The following is a 23,778-nucleotide window of genomic DNA, read 5'->3' as shown; positions in this document are numbered from 1 at the left end:
CGCAAGCGAGATGCGAGACTGCGCGGTCGGGAATATCGATCTGATCTTTCAGCGTGGCCGGCGCATCGGTGCGCTGACGAAGCGCTGATGCCTGATCTCGCGCAGCAGCAGCGTGCGCTTGGTTTGTGCGGCGTTGAGCAAGCCTTCGAACAGCACCAGGACCTCGCGCGCCTGGACGTAGACTTCGGTGGTGACGGCGTCTTGATCGAAGCCATAGGCGGCAAGCCGCGCCTCGATCTCGGTCGCAGCGATCGGGTCAGTCCGCCAGCTCAGGGCATTTTGCTGGGTGTAGTACTCGGCCTGGGGTGCGAAGTCGGGATCGATCCCGACCATGTCGATGCGCCGCAGCGCCGCCTCAATCGCCTGTTGGCGATAGATCTCGAGCAATTTGTGCCGCAGCATGCGGTAGCGCTGGATCTCCCAGGACAGTTCGGCCACATCGATGGCGAGCAGCCATTCGATGGCGGACCGGGGCGCAAGGTCGGCGAAGATAGCCTGTCGCAGCGCGTGGTAATGCTCGAGATGTTCGCCGGGCAGCAGCAGGGGCGGCGGCGCCAAGGCGGAAAACTCCGCCGGGAGCGCAGTGGCGGTCAGCTCGCGCGCGGTTTGGAAGGGGCCGTTCATCGGGGTGCGGCCTCCGCGCCCAGGTTGGCGAGGACGGCTGTGATGCCGACCGCGCTGTCGGTCCGACCATGGACCGGGCTCGCCGCCCACAGCTGCTGCGCGAGCGGCAATGGGGCGATCTGCAGATTCGCCCACCACGCCCGCTCGTTGCCGTGCCGATGCAGCTCCTCGTGATGGGCGCGGCACAGCGGCACCGTGAACTCATCGCTGACCTTGCGCCCGAGCGCCCGCGGCTGGGCGAATGTCAGATGATGGGCATCGCACGGCATTTGCCGGCACACCAGGCAGGGCTGCTCCCGGACAAACAGCAGGTGCGCCTTGCTGCGCTTGCGGGGCGGCTCCTTGGGATGAGCGAGCCCGGCCTCGGGTGGCGTGGGCTGCAGCGCGTCCGCAGCCGCCGCCGCGGGCAGGCTTGCGGCGCCATCCAGGACGGCCGGCTGGTCGGTCTGGCTTTCGGCGGGACGCGCGGCGTCCTCAAGCTTGGCCTGATAGGCGGCCTCGACGCGCCGGGCATCCGACTCCTGCAGGCTGTTCTTGAGCGGGAGGCTCGCCATGGCCCAGCCGAGCAGATCGGTGCTGGCGGGCAGCGCTTCGAGCTGACGCAACAGCTGCTCCCGGAGTGCGGCGGACTCGCCCGGCCGCAGCACCGGCGCATGGTTGAGCGCGCCCTTGCCGAGCGCGGCCTTGAGGTTGGGCGCTGCGGGGGGACCGGCGACCGTATCCGGGGCGTCGAGATCATCCTCACCGGCAATCCCGACCAGCGCGAACAGGGCGTAGCGTCGGGCGTAGGTCAGCGCCGCCCCCATGCGATGCGGCGCCTCGATGTCCCGTGCGGCGCAGACCGGCCAGTCCGAGGAGATCCACTCGCCGGAGGAATGGGCGAGCAGGGTGGTAAGGTGGATGTGGCCGGTGGTTTCTTCGACCCGGGTGGTCTGGATGGTGGCGATCTCCTGCTGGCTCAAGGTCTTGCGCACGATATCGAGGCCGCTCGCCAGCGAGGCGTAGCGAAAGGTGCGGTCGTCATCGCGCAGGAACGGCGAGCGGATCTGAGCGGTCAGGGTCTTTTCCGGGTTGGTCAGTTCGGCTTGCGCGCGGGCCAGCGCCGCCGCGATCGCGCCGATATGCTCACTGGCCTGGTGCATGGACGCGCTCCATCTCAACCGGATCAAAACTGATCGCGCCGGCTTTGGAGCGCTTGGCGCGCACGCCGTGGCCAAACGCCTCCTTGGCATCCTCCGGCAGCAGCTTCTTGAGCTCGGCCTTGGCCAGTTCGTGCTCGGCATGGGCGTCGCGGGTGCGCAGATAGATCGCCGCACATTCGGCCCAGACATTGGACGCGGTCATGTCGACGACCTTGACGGCGGCAAGCCGCGGCCGTGGGGTCTCGATCCCGAACAGCAGCGGCGGCTCACCGCTCTGCACGCATCGCCAAAACTTCTTCTCCGCAGTCAGCAGCAGGTGCTGGTAGAGCGGGTCGGCATGCACGGTGATTTCGATCCATTTGCCGCCACCGGTAATGATCGAGAGCACGGCCGCGCGGGCCGCGACCACCCACATGTTGTGCTGCAGCTGCGCCATGTGCTTCTCCGCTGCGGCCTCTTCGGTAAAGCCCCAGGGCAGCATGAACTTGGCCTCGAACACCGCGCCGGTCTGCTCGACGATGCCGTCCAGCGTGGCCGCCATCCAGGAATGGACGGAATGCCGCACCCGCTTCTGGATGTCGGTGATCGCGTGCCCGGTGGCGGCCTGGTACCAGGCGCGGTTGAGCGCCTCGGTGGCAACGCCGAGCTGCACGACCAGGTTGCGGGACAAATCTTGCGGCGCGATCTCGCCGCGCTTTTCGCGCCACAGGCGCGTGAGACTCTCCTGGTCATCACCCATGATGATGCGCGCATCCGAGCCGCCAATGAAGGCGCGGCGGTCGTGGCGGTTCAAGGTGGTAACGGAGCGGGGCGCCGCGGCGCCGTCGGTTGCAATCGTAGTCACCGGTCTCTCCTGGGTTGACGCGGCTTGCCGCCGCACCGCCAAAACCCCCGCCGCTGCGAGGGGAAAGACCGGGGCCAAGGGCCGAAAGGCCGGTCCGGTGATTAACGCTCCTTTCGCGCGGGAATGCCAGTCCTTTCTGCAGTAATTTTGCGGCTCGTTTGGCGTCAAAAGCCTTGAGGTTTCAGGAGGTTGGAGCGAGCGTTCGAAGGCCGCAACCCGCCCCAGACGGAGGCGCTTGGACATGGCGTCAGTTCGACAAATCGAAGCCAATCGCAGCAACGCCAAGCGCAGCACGGGGCCGAACACGGCGGCTGGCAAGACGAGGTCCAGCCTCAACGCGCTGCGTCACGGGCTGGCGCGCAGCGATATCAGCGATCCTGCCGAGGCGGCGAATCTTGCCGTCGCGATTGGTTCCGGGCTCGGGCGTCAGGGCACGCCCGATGCGGCGATGGCGCTTGCGCGCTCCAAGCTCGCGCTGCTGCAAATCCGCAGCTTGCGGCAGGCGATGTTGGCCGCGCTTCTGACCGGTCCGTTGCCGGCAGATCTAAAAGGGCTTCAAGGGCTGGAGCGCTACGACCGGGCTGCTTTGGTGCAGCAGAAGCGGACGCTTCGCTTGCTAGGTTTGGCACGCGAGTAGGGCAAGATCAGTTGGCTTCGTTCTGGAAATTGGCCGCACCGCCCCGATGGCTGTGACCCTTGTTGACTTCATCTTTGCGCGCAGTGGCTGGAATCGAGTCTCCGTGCTCGGTGGCACCAAGAAGCTGGTTGACCTCGAGCTGGGAGCATGCGGTGCTCAACGAGCGGGGAGCAGTCGAGGTCAAGTCCGCCGCCAGCCAAAAGACCTTGGATGCCAGCATCCGTCGGATGGACGTCACCGAGCAGTTTGCTTCTTGTCATTCGCCGAAGGGGGCGCTATGCGCCCCCGACGGCCGCCCGGACATTTGCGTCTGGACCGGTCGCGAGTTAGGTTCGACTGTCATGCGGCGCGGGCTGCGCTGCGCGATTGGGTGATTGAGAGGCTCGCCCAGCGGCGACCATCAGAGCCAACTGAATGTGTGGTCGTAGCCATTAGTGTCATCGTAAGCCAGCGCCTGGCTGATGCTGTCGACCTGATCGTCGTGACGGCCTTGCGGGAAGGTCAATAGCTCCATTTCGAGCTCGGGTAGGAATGGCGCGTTCCTGGGAAACCACACCCGTCCGGCGGCAAACTTGGCCTGCTGCACATAAAGGCGACCGATCTTGTCGTGCTCGACCTTGATCGGGTTGACGAAGCAATCCGTTCGCTCGCCGAGCTCCTGGGCCAGGGCAATTCCAGTGGAGGCCTCCTCGATCAAGATTTCGTGCGGCTTGAAGCGCCTGGCGAGCTCGATCGCGGTGTCGCGCAGCGCCGGATACTCGAACCGACCGCGGACAAGGTCCAGCAGGTAATAGGTCCCATCCACGACCAGCCAGGTCGTACACACCGACCAGTCATTTTGGGCGCCATTTTTCGCAGCGGTATCCCAGCTCTGGATGATGCGGCAGCCCAGCCCGTCTTGTGATGGGGGCTCGTCGTAATACCGCAGCCAAGCGCGCTTGATCATGGCGCCGCCGGCCGGCACCGGCGCCTGCTGGTACTGCGCAGCGAACACATCGGGCCCGAGCGTCTGCTGCAGCTTACGCAACATTTCAATCGATTCATGGGCCGGATGCAGCGCCTCGCCGGCCTTCCTGAAGTGGAATTGGTTGGGCCCGATCGGGATCGCTGCGTCGGTCTCGGCGATCGCGGGCAGGCTCAGCACCTCCCACTCATCGGATGAACTGGCCAGAAACCCAGACAGATCGTCGAGATGAACGCGCTGCATCACCAAGATCACGGAGCTGGTCCGCTTGTTGTCGAGCCGCGACATCAGCGTATTGGTCACCCACTGATTCACGGCAATTCGGCGCGCCTCCGATTGCGCATCGGCCGGCTTTTGCGGATCATCAATCAGGATCAGGTCACCACCTAGTCCCGTCAGCGTCCCCGACACCGATGTCGTCCGGCGCGAACCGCGCCGGGTCGTGATCAGCTCGGATTCGGTGCTGCGCGCGATGCGCATGTCGGGAAACGCGCGCCGATACCATTCGGCATGCACGATGGACCGGAAGTCGCTGGCATGTTTGGCCGAGAGGTCATCGCCATAGCTGAGGGAAATGATGCGGCGGCCTGGCGCGTGCCCGAGCAAGAACGCCGAGAATGCCACCGATACCGTAATCGATTTGAGGTAGCGTGGTGGCATGTTGATAATTAAACGCGTCAGCTCGCCGCGGCGTACGCGCTCGAGCTGATAGGCAATCGCCTGGATGTGCCAATTGGGTAGGAATTGCGCGCCTGGATTGAGATGAAGAAAGCAGCGGTAGACGAAGCTGACGAAGTCAGTGCGCAAGATGGCGCTTAACAATGCGAAGTCGTGGGCAGTCATTTGGGATCTCCTTGCTTTTTGAATTCCTCGTAGAGCTGTGCGTTATAAAAATCCAAGACCTTGCGATCGTCGATGTCGAGCTGCGGCGCTGCAGGTTGTTCGCTGGACTCGACCTGCTGCTTGCGGTTGAGAAGGAAGGCGGCCGCTTTGTCCTTGCCCTTCAGCGCATCGTCGGCAGCTTTGGTCAGGATGCCCTCGAGCACGGTGATCTTCCGCGCCTTGCCGTTGTCACGGATGGAAATCTTTCGGCCGAGAATATCGTTGATGATGGTGGCCTCGTTCTTCGAGCCTTTCGGCCGACCGTGCTTGTTGCCGGATTGACCTGGCTTGAATTGGTGCTCGGGCGGCGGGCGGCCGTAACCGACGTCGGTTCGTTTTCCGCGCCCCCCGCCCGGTCCGGTTTGCTTGCGGCGACTCATGTGCTGCGCTCCGCTGACGTGGTCGCTCGCTCGGCCGCGACCTCGTCGAAGGTCTGGCCGGTCGCGACCAGGATGGCATCGCGCTTGGTGACGTCCTGCCAGCGGTGGATGGCAGCATCGACGTAGAGCGGATCGATTTCCAGGCCACAAGCGCGGCGACCAACGCGCTCGGCCGCCAACAGGGTGGTGCCAGAGCCCAGAAAGGGGTCGAGCACGAGATCGCCGCGCCGGGTGCAGTCCTTGATCGCATCCGCGATCATCGCCACCGGCTTGACAGTGGGATGCACCGTGAGATCATCGAGTCGATCTTTGCGGAAAGTGTTGACGCCTGCATAGGTCCACACGTTCGAGCGGTTGCGGCCGTGGCGGCCCAGCTCGACGTTGTTGAGGTGCGGCGCATCGCCGTTCTTGTAGAGGAAGATCAGCTCGTGCTGGGAGCGGTAGAAGCTGCCTTGGCCGGCATTGGTTTTGTTCCAGACCAGCAGATTCTGCAGCGGACCGTAGACGGCGCAGGCCGCGGCATGCATTTCGCCAAGGTGACGCCAGTCGATGAAGATGTAGTGCATTGACCCGTCATGCGAGAATTTGACGGCCAGTCGCGTCCAGCTGCTGAGAAAATCGGTAAACTCGGCCGGCGACATTTCCCCGGACCCCACCGCAAATTCGCGATGCTTGATCTTGCCGCGGCCGAGCGTCTTGGAAATTTGCACATTGTAAGGACAGTCGGCGATCAGCATGCTGGCCCGATCGGATCCCATCAATCTCGCCCAATCGTTCGGATCGCAGGCATCGCCACACAGCACGCGATGCGCACCAAGCTGCCATAGCTCGCCCCAGCGGCTGATGGGCTGCTCGCCGATGGTGCAGGACGCGTCAGCTGAATCATGCTCCGAGTTGCCGAAATCGAGCATCAACCCGTCAATTTCGGCCGGCGCAAACCCTGTGATGTCGAGGCTGAGATTGCATTCCGGCAGCAAGGACGCGAGCTCACCCAGTTCTTCGGCGAGCAGCTTGCGATCCCAGCCTGCGTTCGCTGGTATCTTGTTGTCGGCGAGAGCCAGTGCGCGCTTTTCTGCGTCGCTCAGGCCGCGCATCACCAAGACGGGGACCTCCTTCAGGCCAAGCTGCTTGGCCGCCTCCCAGCGGGCATGGCCGCAGATGATCCGCCGATTTGCGTCCGCTAGGATCGGGTAGGTAAATCCGAATCGCAGGATTGAATTGGCGACTTGCTTGATTTGCTTCTTGGCGTGGGTTCGCGCGTTCTTGGTAGCTCGCTTGAGATCCCCGAGCGGCAGAAGCATCAGGTCGCGTAGAACAGCTGGCGACAAGCGAGTGTCGGGAGCTTTCAAATCTCCTCCAATGGGACGTTCGAGGTGGTTAGTTCGTTTACTGGAGTTGGAAAGCGCGGTACGTCTGTCAGGCCGTGGTTTGGAGACGGCCTTTGTTCGACCCAGCGTCATGTTGCTGCTCCTGTTGTTGAAGGAGCAACTCATATGCGCCACAGCAGGTGCGTTGGGTAAATGATCAAAAAAGTGTATAGTGATCAGCCGGTTAGGACGCGCGGCAATGCTGTTGGGGGTCGCGGCGTGATCCGCTTGTACGATGGGCAGCGCATAGCCTTCGTTTCGCGGACGGTGCTGTGGCCGCGTGACCGGTCATGATTGGCTTGCTCAGGGCAGCTGAGGGGCCGTACGCGCAAGAGCCATCGTGGTATTGAAAAATGTTAGCTGCGAGCTTTCTGCCATTTGGGCTCTCGGAGGCCGGCAGTAATCAGGCCTTTCCGAAGTGTATCAATCGAGATCTTGCTGGGAAACGGTATATAGCGCGGTGCCAAATCGCCGGGCTGAAAGTAGCAAATTTCGTGCTGCTGGCCGCTTTCGATGATCTCTTGGAGGCCTTGATTCACCAGGTAAATGGCTTTCTTGAGCGGAGGAATGAGCGAGATCAGATCCGCATACTCCTGCGGAGATCGATTGTACCGATGCTCACCCAGAGCTTTGAACAGCAAGTTTACCGCAAGCTCTTCGAGCGGCATCGGTCTGGGTCCGCGCTGCAACGGTTTGCGCATGTTGGGACACTCCATGGATGAGAGATCCGATGGCGCCTTTGTTCATTTCCGGAGAGCGTCTCATTGACTGACGGGCCAGTTCGGATCGTCCCTGGCAACTTCAGCCCCAAGTCTGATGACATGCCGACTAAAGATGATAGTCCGTAGCTCTACGGTGAACCAACAGAGAGGACAGCAGCCGTTCAGTCAAAGGCGTCAATGCCGCGCGCGCCGGATCACCGACGATCCTCTCAGGAGTACCCAGCCACGTGGGGGGCAGAGGGTGTGAGTTCCGTCCGTGTGGCAGTCCGGTCGGGTGGTGACTTTGGCGCACTGAAAGTCACGAAGTCGGTCCTCTCTTGGACCTGGCCTTTCCCAACGGCTTCGGCAAGGTCGAAAGCCATTCTCATCTGCTAGAGCGCGGCCTGGAGCCATTTTGATCGCCGCCGGCATTCCTGAACTTCGCCCGTGCTGGATGAGGCCGCCACGCCAGTGCTGGACCACGCTGGTGCACCGCAGACGGTTGTGGCAGGATGGTACGGCATGCGCTCGTTGCGCCATGCCTGTGCTTCCCTCTGGATCGAAAACGGCCACAACCCGAAGCAGATCCAGCGCCTGATGGGGGCATAGCTCGATCAAGGTTACATTTGACGTCTACGGGCACATTTTTCAGACGCTGACGCGGATCAATGCGCCGCCGAAGCACTTCAGGCCCGATTGCTCGGGAGCAAATTTGATGTTGGATTTGTTTAAGTCTCTGTTTCGGCAAAACAAGGTAATCGCCCCCTCCTGGCCGTTGCATCTCGATGCCAGCTCCGAAGGTGCATTATCTGCGGCTCTTAAAAGCTTACCCGTCGGCGCGAGCGGATGGATTAGCAAGAGCGAGGCGGCCCAACTCTACTCAACCAGCGATGTTGTCTTCGATGAATGGGACAGCGCAGGCATACTTGCTCTTTCCGAATTCACGGGTTACGCCGAGCACGACTGCGATTTTCGCTTGGAATCCGATCGCGTGATCTTCACTCGCACGTGAGCGCAACGCCAGCGCAACACCAAGGAGCTAAGCCATTGATTAGCTCAGCGTCCACAACGTTTCTACTCCGCCGGTTGCAGGCTCGAGTCCTTGCCGGGAGCGCAACTATCCCTAAAATATCAATAGCTCGGCCGCTGTGCCTATCTGAACGCAAACCAGATCACAGTTTAATTGCTGAATTCACACGGTAGCTCACCTGACGCCAATGCTTCTTCCTCGTACTGCTCGCGACTGGTCGACAGAGAAAGAAAACATAGGGCGATTCCACCTAACGCCCGGTAGATTGACCTGATAGGGAGGGTGGGCGCTGCTTCAGCTGCGCGTTGCAAAAGCTCGCGATCGACATCGAAGATATGTGTGTGTGCTCCCTGTTGAGAGCTCAGAGCTTGCTGGCCATGCCGCATCCTTGGCGCTCAAACATTCAAGCCTACCGGAGCATTCCAACTATCGACGCCCTGCGACCATCAAAAGGTTTCCTTGGGGCGGTCGGCCGTAGCGCTCCAAAAAACTGCCTTTGGAGGTCCGAAACCGGTCCGTTTGCGACTGCCGACACTTCGGCTGCCGCTGGAGCTTTAGCGGATATCAGCCGGCAATCCGATTATGAGTAGGCAGGCCTAGTTTTGGGCTGTGCGGCGTCTCTGTCCGAGGTCGCGATAATGCACTCAATGCCGGGCGGGACGCAACATGGCCCGCGGTCACAGAACGCATCCGCACCGAGCCGATTGGGCATAGGCCGAAAGGCGCGGGTCGATTCCGGCATGCGCCTCGCAGAAGCGGTCTATGATTTGAGTGACTTTGTCGCTGTAGTCGCGGTGCCAGTGTCCAAGGCCGTGTAGAGCACTTTCCTGACAGGCGATCGATTCAAACTGAAGGATACGGTCCATGGTTTGCAGCGCGCAATCGTGGAGCGTTGGCAGGGCGGGGTCGTCGGGAAGAGCCAGGCTCGGAAACGCATCCCACCACATGTAGCAAACACCGTTTAGGGCTTTGCTGGCGGCTTCGCTCAGGTGGGACAGGCTAGGGTCGCAACGAGGCTCGAACAATTTCGCGAACAGCGCCGCGACAGAGGTGACGCAGCGAACACGGTCCTCGACCGGAACATCAGTTGAACAAAGCCATCCGCTATCGCCGCCGGCATTGGTATTCACAAGGTAAGTTAGGCCCTGCGCGATTTGGCTGTCGGCAAATCCCTGCAACGCTGGCTCCGGGTCTTCAAACAGTCGGGTGAGATAAGACACGGCTTCTACCGCCGGCGGATCCCACCAATCATGCTCGGGATCGAAGTGCCAAGGTGCTTGCTGAAAGCGAACCTCGCGTCGAAACGCGTGCTCCAGCCAATCATCAAAGCTGAGGTTTTGAAGGCGCATCGCAAGTGCCTGCGGCTCATCCAAAGCAAGTCGATGGGCCAAGCGACATCGCGGCCGCGATAAGCCCCGTCGCTATGAAGGTCGCTGGCCGATGCGGTTTCGCCTTAACCTAGCCAATGCTAGGCTAGATGTCGGATGAAGCCAAGCCGCGAAACTTTCCGGATCAGGCCCAATCATGTTCTTCTAGCCGCAATGCTGACGCCGCGCTCGAGCTTGTGCAGGAGACTGGCCGAGCTGCGGTCGCTTAGGATCAGCCCCGTAGCGCTCATTCGCCCTCACTGAGCCGGGCGTGACGGAGCAGGTCGGCTGCGATCCTAGTTCGTGATAGGAAGACTTCGGTGATGTTAGTTTGATGATGTCATGCCCCACCTTCCCAATCCCAAGCCGGTTCGTCCCGGTCCCGAACAGCGACTGCGCAATTTGCAGCGTCGTTTCCGTGCGGTATCGGCGCGCCATGATTGTACCACTAAGCTGCGGTGGGTCATCACGGCATCGATCGCAGCCGCTGCCATGTTGGCCGCCTATCCGGCAATTTCGCTCCCCGTTCCGAGCACGTCGCCGGTCACGATCACGCTCAAACACATCGCATCCGGCCCCGACTGCGATTTTGCCCGCTTGGTCGGCCTGGCCCCCGCGAGACGCGGAGAGCCCGGCTATTGGATGCACCATGATCGCGACAGGATGGGTTTGCTTGTGAATCTCGGCGCGGTGGGGGATGTCTCGCCACTAACCATAGCAATGTCCTACTCAGATTGAGTCGCGCAGGCATTTGCGACGCGCCTGGTTCGTGGCGCCCAATAGAGCCGCGCCTCCGAAGTGTGCACGCCGCGCCTTTCCAACAGCTCGTGCTCTGCTGCCCACCTTGGCACGCCGCCGTCTGCTGATTGTTCTCGCTTCTACATGTCGGAGCCTGCTGCTGCCATCCTCGCAGCCGATGTCGTGGGCTACTCGCGCCTGATGGGCGCTGATGACGTCGGCACGCTGGCCGCCTTGAAGGCGCCTCCACTTTAGCTTTCAGAGGAATCGCGCGAGCCCTTTCCTGGTTGCTGCCCTTGATCGCGAAGTTGCTCGAGCCTACTTTCGAGGAGTTCCTTCTTGGCGGCTATCCTCGCCGCCAGCACTGAATCGACGTCCTGGTGCAGCTCCCACAACTGGTCAATGGACATATCCTGGAGCTGCGTTCGGTTAATCATTGCACTGGAACGCGTGTCTCGAACGGGATGCTTCGGCCTCGGTCTTAGGACGGTCTATCATAGGACTCGCCGGACCGCCCTGTTATGGAGAGCCAAATACTAGTCTTGTGATTCTCAGCCGGTCAGAGCCTTGACCCACTGCGCTTCGCCTGAGCCGCCTTCGCATTCGAGGGTGACAACCGGCCCGTCGCCCAGAGCAAGCTTGACATTTCTTGCATTAGTAACGCTTCTTATGAGTCGTTCCGAGCCCGAGATTGAGCCCTCAGCAAGTAGGGGATCACCCTCAGGAGAAACGGTGAGCCAGTAAGAGACACTCTCGTTGCGCCCATCGATGATGATAGTCCCTTCGCCGATTAGATCATCGGTTGTCTCGTCATGCACGTCCATCGGTTTACCCTCCAATCGGAGAAGCCCAGGCATCGCTCGCTTCTTCGCCGATGTACGCGGTGGGCATGCCTGCTTTCGGCCACCCGGCGAACGAACCTGCTGTAGCGGTTGCCATGTTGTTTCTAGTCGGAAGCCGACAATCGGGACGCACCGTCGCGCAAATTTGGCCATGCGCAGCCGCATGCTGAAGCTGCGACGGAGCGCCTTTCGCAGCCCAACTCAATAAACGGACTGTGCTGGTGATCTTCAATGGCGAGCCCGCGCCTGACGGGCTCCGACTTGGTGCGCGCGAGCCTCATCTTCTGTGGCCACGGCCCGTCTCTCGATTGCCCTCCCGGAATCTGACCCTCAGGCGGATCAGTCTCGCGTTTGGCCGGCCGATGCCACATCCGAGCCCGTCGTCGGACGACATCGAAGCGCCGTCACCCGAGATCCGGACGGCGCGAACCGACATCAGCATCGTGAGAAGTCGATCTTGGCCAGCGCTTCACCCGGGTTATCGGCTTTGCCGCAATCGTCGGACGGCTTGAAGTTGCAGTCGTCTTTCGACGGCTGGCCGTAGTCCTTGTGTGGATGGCAGTCGTCGTTGGCGTCCCTCGAGCCAGGATCGCGCTTCGCGCAATCGCCCGTGGCATCCCCCGGGCAGGCATCGTGGGGGTGCGCGGTTTCGGTCGATTTCGCACCTTCGGCGGCAAACTCGGTGACCCCGACATCTCGCTCAGGCGCCGCTGCTGGTCTGCCGCTTGTCATTCCGACCCGAAATGGCTCCGCCGCCGCGCCAAGATGGACGATCATATCTGCTCCCTGGGTGATTTCGGGTCGGTGCGCTACGCTCACGCGCGTCATATTGAGGTGCCGGAGATTCGCATTGATTTCTCTTTCCTTCTCGGTGTCGAGATGTGCCGTGCCCTCGTCTAGAAACAGGATCTTTGGTCGGCGATAGAGCACGCGCGCAAGCAAGACTCGCTGCTTCTGCCCGCTAGATAACGAGCTTCCCATGTCGCCGATGAGGCTGTTGTAGCTCATCGGCATTGCCATGATATCGTCGTGGATGCCGGCAATGCGCGCGCAATCGATCATCCCTTGCAGGTCGAATGTTGTATCAAAAAAGCAGATATTGTCGGCAATCGATCCCGACAGCAATTGATCCTCCTGCATCACCGCGCCAATTTGCTCGCGATAAGCGCGCAGTCCGATCTGGCTCAGCGGAAGGCCGTCGATCAGAACCTCTCCGCTCGTCGGCTCGAGCAGCCCAAGCATAATCTTGACAAGAGTTGACTTGCCGCAGCCCGAGGGTCCCATGATCGTCACGAATTGTCCGGGAGCAACGCACAGATTGACGTTGTTAAGAATCAGAGAATCTCCTTCCGCATACCGGAAGCACACGTTGCGCAGTTCGATCGCGCCTCGAATCTGTCGGATATACGACAGGTCCAGGTCGTGCCCCCGCTCGAGCGGGGTGAGCGCGATGTCGGCGAGACGCTCCAGGTGCAGACCGAGAATGCGGACATCCATCAGCTTCTCGATCAGCAGCGCTGTCCGCTCAGCGAACTGCAGCTTGTAGCTGACGAACGCGAATATCATGCCAACCGTGATGAGGTTGTCTAGTGCGAGACGAGCGGCGAGGTAGATCGTGATTACGTTCTCCAAGCCAAATATCGTGTCGTTCATTGCTTTGAAGCTGATCCTCGCCCGACCTAGCCGCACGTTGGCATTGATATATGCAGCATAGCGGTTCAGCCACTGGCCCTCCCGTTCGTTCTCTCGGTTGAGCAACTTTAGGCTTTGCACCGCTCGCACGGTTTCGATGAAAGTGGAGTCCTCGTCTGCCTTGCTGTGAATGGCGGCTTCGCTCCGTTGTCGGAACATGCCGAAGAGAGCGAGCCGCAGGGCGGCATACAACACGAACGCCAGCAGGACGACAAGTCCGAGCTGGACGCTGTAGGTGAACATCAATACCAGCATCAACACCGACATGAGACCGTCGATCAGCCCCGTGATCAATCCCTCCGCGAGCACGTTGCGGATGGGTTCGATCGAGTTGAAGCGAGACAGGATATCGCCGATATGCCGCTTTTCGAAGAATGAGAGTGGCAAGCGCACCAAATGATGAAATAGCCGCGCGCCGATTTGAAAGCTCAACGTGTTCTGAAGAACAAGAATAGTGAACGAGCGGGTTGCGGTCGACGCGACCCGTATCAGGAGAAGGAACGCGAATCCTAGTCCGAGTACGACCAGCAGATCGACATCCCCTCTGGCGATGACCTCGTCAACGGTGAGCTGCATATAGAAAGGGGCGGCAAGGAGAAGAATTTCGATGACCACCGACAGAACTAATATTTGGGCGAGGGCGAAAGCGCTTCCATTCATTCCGCTCCAGAATACCGAGAACGGCAATTTCACTCTCTCGTCTGTGCGGCAGAACTTTTCAGTGGGCGAGAGCTCGAGCGCGATCCCGGTGAGATGTCTAGACGCTTCAGTGAGGGGGAACCATTTTTCGCCAGCTGCCGGATCGTGCACCACGATCCCTTTCCTCCTGTATGCTTTGAGTACAACGAAATGAGCCATGTCCCAGTGCAGGATAGCCGGAACACGCAATTGGCAGAGATGGCCGATCTCGATTCGCAGCGGCCGACATGCCAGCCCGAGGTGAGCTGCAATCTGCATGAGGTCGCGAAGAGTGACGCCCTTTAGGGACACTGGATGTCGGCGCCGCAGGCTGTTCAAGTCAGTTCGATGACCATGATAAGACGCTACCATGGCGAGGCATGCGAGCCCGCATTCCGTCGCCTCCGTCTGCCGGATGACTGGGAGGGATCTGCGTCCGCTGAAATTCAAAAGTCCCTGCATGCGCTACATCCTTGCGCTTAACACCGGATCGAGCAGCCACCTCATCAGGGACCGTTGCTCAAGGATCACGTCGGCCCTTAGCAGCATGTCCGGCTGAAGCGGCATCTTGCGGCCATAGGCGTCGATGTCGGGCCGTTCGAGAGCCGCAGTCACACGGTAAGCTGGTTCCTTGAGGGTGATCGGTCCGGTCGTTTCGTTGCCGGTCAGAATCGTGTGGGAGACTTTCGTCACGCTGCCGCGGTAGGTGCCGAATTTCTGATAGGGAAATGCATCGTAAAGGATCCTAACCTGCTGGCCTCGGCGCACAAAACCAAACGCGCGCGTCGGAAAGAACAACTCCGCCTGCAGGTGCGCATCAAGGGGAATGATTTCCAGCTGCATATGCCTTGGATCAGCGATCTGGCCAACAGTCCCCTGCAGCGTGGACACGCGCCCACTCGTTGGCGCCCTGATAACGTAAGCCTGCCGCCCATTCACCTCCGCCACGCGCTGTTCGATCGAGGAGAGTTCATTGCGCAGTCCTCGGATCCTCTCTGCGGCGACGGTTGGGAGTTGCTCGAGTGTATGCCGAGCGTCTGTCAATTGGGTGCGCCGCGCGGTGATCTGCTGATCCAGCGAGATCACGCTCTGCTTTTGCTCAAGTGCGGCCTGCTCGCGGCGCTTAAGCTCAATCGTTGGTAATGCACCGCTCGCGGTTAACTTGGCGCCGGTTGATACAAAACTCTCGGAAAGCTTCAGCCGCTCGTTTTGGATGTTCCGCTGGTCCTCGAGCTGGGCAATCTCTCCTTCAATTCCCTTGATCGTGGAATCGAGACGATCCCGTTCCGAGGCGGTTCGCCGATCTTCCGCATCGATCTGTCGCTCGACCACATTGCGTTGCTGCGTCAGCACTGCAAGTACGGTGGCATTGACGTCATCGCCACTGGCGGTGATTTGGGAAGTGACTACGGTCAGGAGCGGGTCACCCTCCGTAACCTCTTGCCCCTCCTTCACTTGTATCGCTTTGATGAAGCCCTGTTGTGGTACGAAAATCTTAGCGGTGCCCGAGGTCGGGGTGAGATACCCGAAGACGGTCTCCTTGCGGGCGTATTGCGCGATGGAGAGAAAACACACAACGAGTACAACGAGTGCCGCAAGGCTCCAGCCAAGGAGCGCGCTCGATAGCGGCTGCAGCAATACGACCTCACCCCAGCTGTGGCGCTGACGCACAAAGTCGACAGCTTCCTCGCGAAATAGCGCCGGCCGAGTCGACATGGACGCACCTTGCTGTGCACACGTTCACATTTATGCGCTGCGCGGAGTAGTGTTCCGCAGCACGACTGCGGGTCGATACCGGAGAACCGCTTCCCCTTATGGAGAAGCGGTTCGCCGACGCACCCTGGCTTTACCCAACAAAGATTTGGGACTGGTACTGCTTGGACAGCAGGCCAACCTGAACTTGGTTTCCACTGAGAACATTGATGTCGCCAGTTCGGATCAGTGATCCGCCACTGCAGCCACAGCCGCCGGTGCCGGCGGCCACGCGGTCGAGCTCCTCATCAGACAGTTCGATAGGGCGCGCAAGATTGGTCATCTCTAGCATGTTGGTCTCCTTTCAATGTAAGTGGCGGAACGTTGATGTAACTGTTGCCACGTCAGCACTAGGTGTAAGACGCCAATCTAGATGCACGGCCGCGCAAATTTTGTGAGCGACATGTGTTCGACGCTTGTTACGTCGTGATTTTGCGACGTCGTATGCAAGGCACCTTAAAGTGAGTCTCAGTGTGGTGTCTTGGATGTTCCGATCTGTTGGTGCGTTCGGTGCGGCCGAGATACGACATCGCGCCTTCCGAAGGAAAGCGCGTTGGGACGCCGTGGGCGCGAGCGTGGTCCAAGAAGCGCCTTAGCTTGTGTTTCAACGGCTGCACTCGTCGCGATAGCTACGCAAGTCGCCGCGCCGATTGGCACGATAAGGCTGAGAGCCGTCGCAGCTGATCTGTAGGCAGGTTGGGATAGAGGCCCGAAGCGAGGGAGGGGAATATAGTTCTCTTGAGGGGCCTTCGACTGACCCTTGATGGCATTACACGGTAGCCCGATCCGATGCGTGCTCTGAAGTTATAAGCGCGACTTAGCGACCATGTTGATGCTGCCCATTTTTCAAAGTCGGCTCGATGAGTTTCACCGCTGCTCATAGCGGCTCACCTGGTCAGCGAGCACGGCTCGCCATGGTCCGCCTGCACCCTCACGACCACGTCGCAGGGCGGTTGGGAAAAAAGTTCGAAAACTTCGGGAACGAAGTCGATGCTGTTGACTTGAGTTCGCCGACAGCCGATTTCGTATTTTTTTAAAGCAGATCATTTAAATGCATTTTAAATGCAGGGTATTAAATGTAGCGGGCGGCGACCCTGCGGCTGAAAGCAGCAGGTTTTCTGCCTTTTGAGGGGTGACTTCGACCATGCCCCATCAATGCGTCGCTTTAACAAAGGCGAAGTCTCGCTCCAGCGCGCCGCGCCATGATAGTTATATCAATCGCGAGACGGCTCTTAATTATGAAACAGCCCTGCTTGAGTGCGCCTCCGGATCGCAGTCGGCCGTCGGCGAGATCTACGCTCGGGAGAAGGAACAGTTGCGCGCGATGGCGCACCGTATCGTGCACGACAGATCGCGGTCCGAGGACGTCATCCACGACGCATTCGCGCAGATTCTCCGGTATGCGAAAAACTTCGATCCTGCACGCGGATCCGCACGGGGCTGGATCTACGCGATCGTCCGCAACACGGCGCTCAAGATGCGGCAGAACGCCGGGCGCGAACTCGCGCTCGAGGACGATGCATTGAATGCGCTCTCCGCGCGCGAACAGACCACTCCGAACCCTGCGTCCTGTATCCCAGACAGCATGACGCTGCGAACCATGCTCGATCAACTTGAGCCACAGCGCCGTGCGAGCCTGCTTTTGGCGATCGTCGACGGGCGCACACACGAGGAAATTTCCGAATACCTCCGGGTTCCTGTCGGAACTGTCAAGGCGTGGATCCGGAGAGAGCTCGTGGCCATGCGCCGGCAGCTCGAATGAGACGTGAACTTATTTTTTTCGCCGCTGCATCCATAAGCGTGCTTCGGCGACAGTAGGGGTGACCGCGTGGTGATCCGGGCAGGGCACGCGCGCGTACGCAGGTGCTCGTGACCGTCGCAGAGCTGAAGCGAGGAGCGAAGCCATGTCTATCCTGAGCAGTGTTACGAGCATCCTCGGGCTTATGAAGCTTGCGGGAACCGGCGTCCCACCCGAGGAAAGCGCGTCGACCAAGCCTGACGACTGCGGCGACGGCAAGCCGTCAAAGTGGAATGACGATCACAGCGGCAACGACGAGTATTCGAACGGCGACGGCAAGGACAATTATTCCAAGCTTGGCGGCATGGGCGCCTACCCGAACGACGGCAAGGGCCACTACCCAGAGCACGATGGTGGCTGGAAGGACGCCAAGGACGGCGAATACCAGGCCAGGGACTATTGTGACCTCAAGTCGGCCGACCACGGCGGCACGGGCGACACCGATCGCAGTCCGGGTGAAGCGCTGGCCAAGTTCGACTTCTCCCATGGTGATTTCGCGGGTGATTTCAGCTCGCACGGTCCCGATCATTCGGGTGACATACACGGCGCGCTCGCTTCGATGTCTTGCGACGATGCGCTCGAATACGCCATCGGTTTAATGGGCCCAGCGGAGCACTTCGACGTAGGGCATTTCGACACGGCGACGGATACGTCGCACGACACGGATGCCTGACATGCCGAAGAGACGCGCCTGGCGGTGAATGCTGCCGGGCGAGAGTGGCTTTTGAGCGAGAAGGGCGGCGGTCATGCAGCAGGTAGAAAAGCGCGAACTGTTCGAACAAGAGCGGAAGATTTTCGAAGCCGGAGTGCAACATGCCGACAAGCGATCCGGCTCTTTCAGCTTCTTGACGTGGTCGTTCTTCATTGCCCCGCTGATTGCCTGCGAAGAGTTTCTTGCTGCCTGGTTCAAATCAGCGCTGGCCGAGCAAGAAGATGCGACAGCCGCTCAGGCAGGTGCGGAGCCGCAACGGACGAACGACGAGCTGCCTGCGAGCGATCCCGCGAAACCGGGCGCGGAGGATGAGACGTCCAAAGGGCCGGCCGCTTCGTCAGAGACGCATGTGGCTCAGCTCGATCCGACCGGCCTCCCGGCGGAGCCGCATGAGCATACGCCCAGACCAAGCACCGCTCGTGGCGACGCAGTCGCTGCTGCGAACTATGGGGGTGAGGGCGGAGGTAGCGAAGAGACCGATTCATGCAAGCACCATGCTCGCACCTCAGCCGACGTTAGTAGCTTGAGTTGCGTGAACTCGCCGTCAGCAGGGTCCGACGTCGGAAGCACTCAATTGCCCGGTGTGTCAACGTTCGAATCCGTTCGGTCTGATTTGCTTTGCGGCTCGTCTAGCCCGTCGATCGGCGGCTCCGTTCCCCTGCTTGGAATGGTCGGCGATCTGAGCAATGACGTGGTGGTAGGGATTGCGCCGGTCGAGGCGATGGTGCCGCCGGCGCTCACGACGAGCGACACCGTCAGCACGCTATCGGATGGCGAGGTCTGCGCGATCGCGTCGCTCCAGGTGACGGCGCAGCCGACGCTCACGATCCTGGCCGACACCGCGGGCACGCTGTCCGACGACGTGGTTGGAACGATCGCGGCGGTTGAAGCGGCGGTGCCGCCGGCACTCGCGACGATGACCGACACCGTCAGCACGCTGCCCAACAACGTGGTCGGCGCGATCGCGCCGCTTGAGGCGGTGCAGCCGACGCTCATGACGTTGGCGGACACCGTAGGCACGCTGCCGAACGACGTGGTTGGTACGATTGCGGCGGCCGAGGCGGCGGTGCCGCCGGCACTTGTAATGGCGGCCGACACCGCGGGAAGCGACGTGGTTGGAACGATTGCACCGGTCCAAGTGGCGATGCCGCCGGCACTCGCGACGACGACCGACACCGTCAGCACGCTGGCCAACGACCTGGCCGGCGCAATCGCTCCGGTCGAGCCGGTGCCGCCGACGCTCACGAGCCTGGCCGACACCGCGGGCCCGCTGCCCGACGACGTGGTTGGAACGATTGCGGCGGTCGAAGCGGCGGTGCCGCCGGCGCTCACGACGGTGACCGACGCAGTCAGCGCGCCGCCCAACGATGTCGCCGGCGCAATCGCGCCGGTCGATGCGGTGCCGCCGACGCTCACGACGTTGGCGGACACCGTGGGCATGCTGCCCGACGGCATGGTTGCTACGATTGCGTCAGTCGAAGCGGCGGTGATGCCGGCACTCGCCACGGCGACCGACACCGTGGGCACGCTGCCCAACGACGTGGTCGGCGCGATCGCGCCGCTTGAGGCGGTGCAGCCGACGCTCACGGCGTTGGCGGACACCGTGGGCACGCTGCCCGATGACCTGGTTGGAACGATTGCACCAGACGAGGCGACTGTGATGCCGGCATCCGCCACTGCGACCGATCCCGTGGGCACGCTACGCAACGACGTGGCCGGCGCAATCGCGGCGGCCGAGGCGGTGCAGCCGACGCTCCCGACCTTGGCCGACACCGCGGGCACGCTGCCGAACGACGTGGTTGGTACGATTGCGGCGGTCGAGGCGGCGGTGCCGCCGGCACTTGTAATGGCGATCGACACCGCGGGCAGCGACGTGGTTGGAACGATTGCACCGGTCGAAGCGGCGATGCCGCCGGCGCTCGCGACGACGACCGACACCGTCAGCACGCTGGCCAATGACGTGGCCGGCGCAATCGCTCCGGCCGAGGCAGTGCCGTCGACGCTCACGAGCCTGGCCGACACCGCGGCCCCGCTGTCCAACGACGTGGTTGGAACGATTGCGGCGGTCGAAGCGGCGGTGCCGCCGGCGCTCACGACGGTGACCGACACCGTCAGCACGCCGCCCAACGACGTCGCCGGCACAATCGCGTCGTTCGATGCGGTGCCGCCGACGCTCACGGCCGTCGCCGACACCGTGAGCACGCTGAGCAACGAGGTAGTTGGGCCGACGGGTCCAGACAGTCAGTCCACCGCGCTGCCGCAAACGGTCGCATCGGACAGCATGGGAGCTCACACCCTTGCTAGTTCAGCACCAGCCCTTGAGATCGTGGACTTGGTAGTGGCTACGGGCAACGGAGCACCTGGTGATGTATCACAGCCCACCGATGTGGCTGGCGATGCTTTGGCGAGTGCGGCGCCAGTCGCTGACACGAGCGCCCCGGTGCTCACCACAACTGCTGCTGCTCCGACCGATCCGCCGAGCGAGCTCTCGCATCCGGGCGACACTGCGAGTATGGCTGGCGACGCTCTGGCGAGTATGGCTCCGGTCGCTGACACGAGCGAGCCCATGCTCATCACAACGGCTGCGGTTCTGACCAATGCGACGAGCGACGTGTCGCAACCGGCCGACACGGGCAGTGTGACTGCGAGTGCGTCGCCCATCGCTGACACGAGCGAGCCGGTGCTCACCACAACAGCCGCCGCTCTGACCAATCCGACCAGCGACGTCTCGCATCCAGTCGACACAGGCAGTGTGGCGGGAGATTCTCTCGCGGCCGTTGCTGACGCGGGCGAGCCGATGCTCGCCACAACGGCTGCTGCGCTGACCGATGAGCCGAGCGACCTGGCGCAACCGGCCGATACGGGCAGTGTGGCTGGCGATGCTGTGGTGAGTACCGCGCCGGTCGCTGACACGGGCGAGCCCGTGCTCACCACAACGGCTGCCGCTCTGACCAATCCGACCAGCGACGTGTCGCATCCGGTCGACACGGGCAGTGTGGCGGGCGATTCTCTTGCGAGTGCGGCGCCGGTCGCTGACACAGGCGAGCCGGTGCTCGCCACAACGGCTGGGGCTGCGACCGATCCGCCAAGCGACGTGACGCAACCGGCCGACACGGGCAGTGTGGCTGGCGATGCTGTAGTGAGTACGGCACCGGTCGCTGACACGAGCGAGCCGGTGCTCACCACAACAGCTGCCGCTCTGACCAATCCGACGAGCGACGTGGCGCATCCGGTCGACATGGGCGGTGTGGCGGGCGATGCTCTTGCGAGTGCGGCGCCGGTCGCGGACGCGAGCGAGCCAGTGCTCACCAGCGCCGGAGACTCGCTCAGCAACCCCACGACCGAGTCGGTAGAGCCGGCCGCGCCGGACACTGGCAGCGCTCAAACGTCTGGATCGGCCGACACCCTTCTTGCGCTCGCCAGCACAGCTGACGCACCGATCGACAGTTCGCAATCCGCGACCACTGCCCCGGAGAACGTCGTGACCAACACATCGAATGCCGTGGCAACGACCACTGCCCCGGGCGATGTGATCGCGTTGAACGATGCGCCACCGCCGCCAGCGGATTCGCTGTTCAGCGGAACCCAGTATACTGACTATGGCGTCACGCTCAGCAGCGACATTGCGCCCTCCCAGACCGCCGTGTCTCAGCCAGACGTCGTCTCGGCTCAAGACAATTCGGCGCCGGTGCCTGCCGATGTCCAAAACTCCGCGCCGCCGCCTCCCGACATCGTGGATAGTACTCCGATCGATCACGTTGGAACTCACGATGCCATCCTCTAGTGGGAGGCAAACATGGCAGCTGTCGAGACACTGGACGATCCGCAGCGCACCCACTCCAGAGCTCAACTTCGCGTCACACCCAACGGCGAGGCCCGCGACTATGTCGGACCTGTCAACGCGCTGGCCGCCTGGCGTTCGGTTGCGCGCACCAACCTGATAGCAGTCGCGGCATTTTCGGTCGTTGTGAATTTGCTGATGCTCACCTTGCCGATTTACCTGTTTCAAATATCCGATCGCGTGCTGACGAGCCGTAGTCTCGAGACACTGCTGATGCTCTCTGCTCTCGCGCTGGCGTTCATCGGTATCCTCTCGATCGTGGACATTCTGCGCCGGCAGGTGCTGGGGCGTCTTGCGACCAAGATGGAGGCGGTGCTCGGCGGCGCAGTGTTGGCGAGCAGCATCAACAACGCCAGGGCTGGCGAGGGCGGAACGATCCAGGCGATCCGCAGCCTTCACCAGGTGCGGGGTTTCATCTCGAGCCCTATCATGCTTCTGCTGATGGACGCGCCACTCTCGCCCCTCTACTTCGCAGTCATATTCCTCGTTCATCGACATCTGGGCTGGATCGCAGTGGTATCGGGCTTGGTCCTCACACTGATTGCGCTGATCAACCAGAAAGCGACTTCGGAGCGTCTGAGCGAGGCAGGGCTGCATGCCGCCGAGGCCGATGCAGCGGCCGAGTCGCTGGCGCGAAATTCGCAAGTGATCAATGCGATGGGAATGCTGAGCGAAAGCATTCTACACTGGGGGCGCCGGCAGGCGCCGGCGCTGACGGTGCAGAGCCAGGCCCTTGACCGGAATTTCTGGATCAGCGGCGCGTCGAAGTTCGTCCGGCTCGTGGCCCAGATCACGATCCTAGGTACTGGCGCCTATCTGGCCCTCCACGCCGAGATCACCGCGGGCATGATGATCGCGGCTTCGATTATTGCCGGCCGCGCCCTGCAGCCGCTCGAAGGTTTGATCGAGGGATGGCGCAGCTGCGTGCAGGCGCGATCGGCCTATGCCCACGTCAAGCAGGCGGTCGAGTCATTCCAGCGCGAGACGCCCAAGCTGCGCTTGCCAAGACCGCAAGGGCGCCTGAGCGTTGATCGGGTCTTGTATCTTCCGCCCGGCTCGAAGGAGCCGGTACTCAATGGTGTGTCGCTCGAGCTCGCGCCCGGAGAGTCTTTGGCCATTGTCGGACCGTCCGGATCGGGCAAGTCGACTCTCGCGCGCATTCTGGTGGGATGTCTGGTGCCGACAGCCGGAAAGGTCAGGCTGGACGGAACAGAGCTGCGCAACTGGGATCGCCGCCAGTTCGGGGAATATACCGGCTACTTGCCCCAGGAGGTCGAGCTATTTCCCGGTACCATCAAGCAGAACATCTGCCGCATGCGCGACGATTTGCCCGACGAGAGCATCTATGAGGCGGCGATGTTGTCGGGCATTCACGACATGGTCTGCCAGTTGAAGCAAGGATACGAGACCGTGCTCGACCGCAGTGGCGGGCCGCTCTCGGGAGGACAGAAGCAGCGCATCGCGCTCGCCCGGGCTTTCTTCGGCAATCCGTCGCTTGTCGTGCTCGACGAGCCCAACTCGAATCTCGATGCGGCGGGCGAGCAGGCTTTGACCGAGACCCTGCAGCGCGCCAAGAGGCGGGGGGTCACCGCGGTCGTTGTAACCCTGCGCCCGGCGCTCCTGAACAGTGTTGACAAGGTGCTCATACTGCGGGCCGGACGCGCGGAAGCGTTCGGCTCTCCGAGCGAGGTGTTGCATCGCTTGGTTCGGTCGCCCGCCACGGTCGGCGGAGATGCGCCGGAGCAGCCGCAGCGCGTCGAATCCTCGGGCGGGTGACCAGCGCGGGA

Annotated in this window: 19 protein-coding genes; 7 read left to right on the top strand and 12 right to left on the bottom strand. The window is 61.7% G+C overall.

Annotation, left to right across the window (positions count from 1 at the left end):
• Positions 1-48: 48 nt before the first annotated feature.
• The 3 genes from ABIA40_RS24155 to ABIA40_RS24145 are packed head-to-tail and all read right to left on the bottom strand — an operon-like array spanning position 49 to position 2,601.
• Entirely contained in the window at positions 49-624 is a 576-nt protein-coding gene (locus ABIA40_RS24155) for a hypothetical protein (protein WP_404543523.1), read from the bottom strand.
• The gene (locus tag ABIA40_RS24150; protein WP_404543521.1) at positions 621-1,766 is read right to left on the bottom strand and encodes an ERF family protein; all 1,146 of its coding nucleotides are present in this window, start codon (positions 1,764-1,766) and stop codon (positions 621-623) included. The genes ABIA40_RS24155 and ABIA40_RS24150 overlap by 4 nt, the downstream gene beginning before the upstream one ends.
• Positions 1,750-2,601 carry a YqaJ viral recombinase family protein gene (locus ABIA40_RS24145; protein ID WP_404546341.1) on the bottom strand — a complete coding sequence of 284 codons (852 nt, stop codon included), beginning with the start codon at positions 2,599-2,601 and terminating at the stop codon, positions 1,750-1,752. Before ABIA40_RS24145 ends, ABIA40_RS24150 begins: the two co-directional genes overlap by 17 nt.
• Positions 2,602-2,851: 250 nt before the next feature.
• On the opposite strand from ABIA40_RS24145, the gene ABIA40_RS24140 reads away from it, so the two are divergent.
• On the top strand, positions 2,852-3,247 hold the full coding sequence (locus tag ABIA40_RS24140; RefSeq protein WP_404546339.1) for a hypothetical protein: 396 nt from the start codon (positions 2,852-2,854) through the stop codon (positions 3,245-3,247).
• 400 nt (positions 3,248-3,647) lie between these two features.
• Here ABIA40_RS24140 and terL read toward each other — a convergent pair whose 3' ends face one another.
• The 4 genes from terL to ABIA40_RS24120 form a co-directional block, all read right to left on the bottom strand.
• A complete protein-coding gene (gene terL, locus ABIA40_RS24135; RefSeq protein ID WP_404543520.1) occupies positions 3,648-5,054 on the bottom strand; it encodes a phage terminase large subunit in 1,407 nt (468 codons plus the stop codon).
• On the bottom strand, positions 5,051-5,473 hold the full coding sequence (locus ABIA40_RS24130) for a DUF5681 domain-containing protein (protein ID WP_404543518.1): 423 nt from the start codon (positions 5,471-5,473) through the stop codon (positions 5,051-5,053). The genes terL and ABIA40_RS24130 overlap by 4 nt, the downstream gene beginning before the upstream one ends.
• Positions 5,470-6,933 carry a site-specific DNA-methyltransferase gene (locus tag ABIA40_RS24125; protein ID WP_404543516.1) on the bottom strand — a complete coding sequence of 488 codons (1,464 nt, stop codon included), beginning with the start codon at positions 6,931-6,933 and terminating at the stop codon, positions 5,470-5,472. The genes ABIA40_RS24130 and ABIA40_RS24125 overlap by 4 nt, the downstream gene beginning before the upstream one ends.
• A 263-nt stretch (positions 6,934-7,196) precedes the next feature.
• Positions 7,197-7,541, bottom strand: a complete 345-nt coding sequence (locus ABIA40_RS24120) for a hypothetical protein (protein ID WP_404543515.1) — start codon at positions 7,539-7,541, stop codon at positions 7,197-7,199.
• Positions 7,542-8,256: 715 nt separating this feature from the next.
• On the opposite strand from ABIA40_RS24120, the gene ABIA40_RS24115 reads away from it, so the two are divergent.
• Positions 8,257-8,553, top strand: coding sequence for a hypothetical protein (locus ABIA40_RS24115; protein WP_404543513.1), 297 nt, complete (start codon positions 8,257-8,259; stop codon positions 8,551-8,553).
• A gap of 695 nt (positions 8,554-9,248) precedes the next feature.
• On the opposite strand, the gene ABIA40_RS24110 is transcribed toward ABIA40_RS24115, so the two are convergent.
• Positions 9,249-9,962 carry a hypothetical protein gene (locus ABIA40_RS24110; protein ID WP_404543512.1) on the bottom strand — a complete coding sequence of 238 codons (714 nt, stop codon included), beginning with the start codon at positions 9,960-9,962 and terminating at the stop codon, positions 9,249-9,251.
• 318 nt (positions 9,963-10,280) lie between these two features.
• Here ABIA40_RS24110 and ABIA40_RS24105 point away from each other — a divergent pair, with 318 nt between their 5' ends.
• Positions 10,281-10,676: a hypothetical protein gene (locus ABIA40_RS24105; RefSeq protein WP_404543510.1), complete on the top strand. Its 396-nt coding sequence runs from the start codon at positions 10,281-10,283 to the stop codon at positions 10,674-10,676.
• A 551-nt stretch (positions 10,677-11,227) separates the two neighbouring features.
• Here the strand turns inward: ABIA40_RS24105 and ABIA40_RS24100 are convergent.
• The 4 genes from ABIA40_RS24100 to ABIA40_RS24085 form a co-directional block, all read right to left on the bottom strand.
• Entirely contained in the window at positions 11,228-11,500 is a 273-nt protein-coding gene (locus ABIA40_RS24100; RefSeq protein ID WP_404543509.1) for a hypothetical protein, read from the bottom strand.
• A gap of 453 nt (positions 11,501-11,953) precedes the next feature.
• Positions 11,954-14,350 carry a peptidase domain-containing ABC transporter gene (locus ABIA40_RS24095; protein WP_404543507.1) on the bottom strand — a complete coding sequence of 799 codons (2,397 nt, stop codon included), beginning with the start codon at positions 14,348-14,350 and terminating at the stop codon, positions 11,954-11,956.
• Positions 14,351-14,353: 3 nt separating this feature from the next.
• A complete protein-coding gene (locus ABIA40_RS24090) occupies positions 14,354-15,604 on the bottom strand; it encodes an HlyD family efflux transporter periplasmic adaptor subunit (RefSeq protein WP_404543506.1) in 1,251 nt (416 codons plus the stop codon).
• Between the two features lie 130 nt (positions 15,605-15,734).
• The gene (locus tag ABIA40_RS24085; RefSeq protein WP_404543504.1) at positions 15,735-15,932 is read right to left on the bottom strand and encodes a hypothetical protein; all 198 of its coding nucleotides are present in this window, start codon (positions 15,930-15,932) and stop codon (positions 15,735-15,737) included.
• Positions 15,933-16,784: 852 nt separating this feature from the next.
• Here ABIA40_RS24085 and ABIA40_RS24080 point away from each other — a divergent pair.
• The 4 genes from ABIA40_RS24080 to ABIA40_RS24065 all read left to right on the top strand — a co-directional run bounded on the left by ABIA40_RS24080 (position 16,785) and on the right by ABIA40_RS24065 (position 23,767).
• Positions 16,785-17,402 (top strand): sigma-70 family RNA polymerase sigma factor, encoded by a 618-nt coding sequence (locus tag ABIA40_RS24080; protein ID WP_404543502.1) that lies wholly within the window; start codon positions 16,785-16,787, stop codon positions 17,400-17,402.
• Positions 17,403-17,544: 142 nt separating this feature from the next.
• Complete coding sequence (locus ABIA40_RS24075) at positions 17,545-18,111, top strand: hypothetical protein (RefSeq protein ID WP_404543500.1); 567 nt, start codon at positions 17,545-17,547, stop codon at positions 18,109-18,111.
• 73 nt (positions 18,112-18,184) lie between these two features.
• Positions 18,185-21,934 carry a beta strand repeat-containing protein gene (locus tag ABIA40_RS24070; protein WP_404543499.1) on the top strand — a complete coding sequence of 1,250 codons (3,750 nt, stop codon included), beginning with the start codon at positions 18,185-18,187 and terminating at the stop codon, positions 21,932-21,934.
• A 12-nt stretch (positions 21,935-21,946) separates the two neighbouring features.
• Positions 21,947-23,767 (top strand): type I secretion system permease/ATPase, encoded by a 1,821-nt coding sequence (locus tag ABIA40_RS24065; RefSeq protein WP_404543497.1) that lies wholly within the window; start codon positions 21,947-21,949, stop codon positions 23,765-23,767.
• Positions 23,768-23,778: the final 11 nt, after the last annotated feature.

The sequence above is a fragment of the Bradyrhizobium sp. USDA 223 genome (assembly GCF_044909005.1).
Lineage (GTDB): Bacteria > Pseudomonadota > Alphaproteobacteria > Rhizobiales > Xanthobacteraceae > Bradyrhizobium > Bradyrhizobium yuanmingense.
This window is presented reverse-complemented; position numbering and strand designations above follow the sequence as displayed.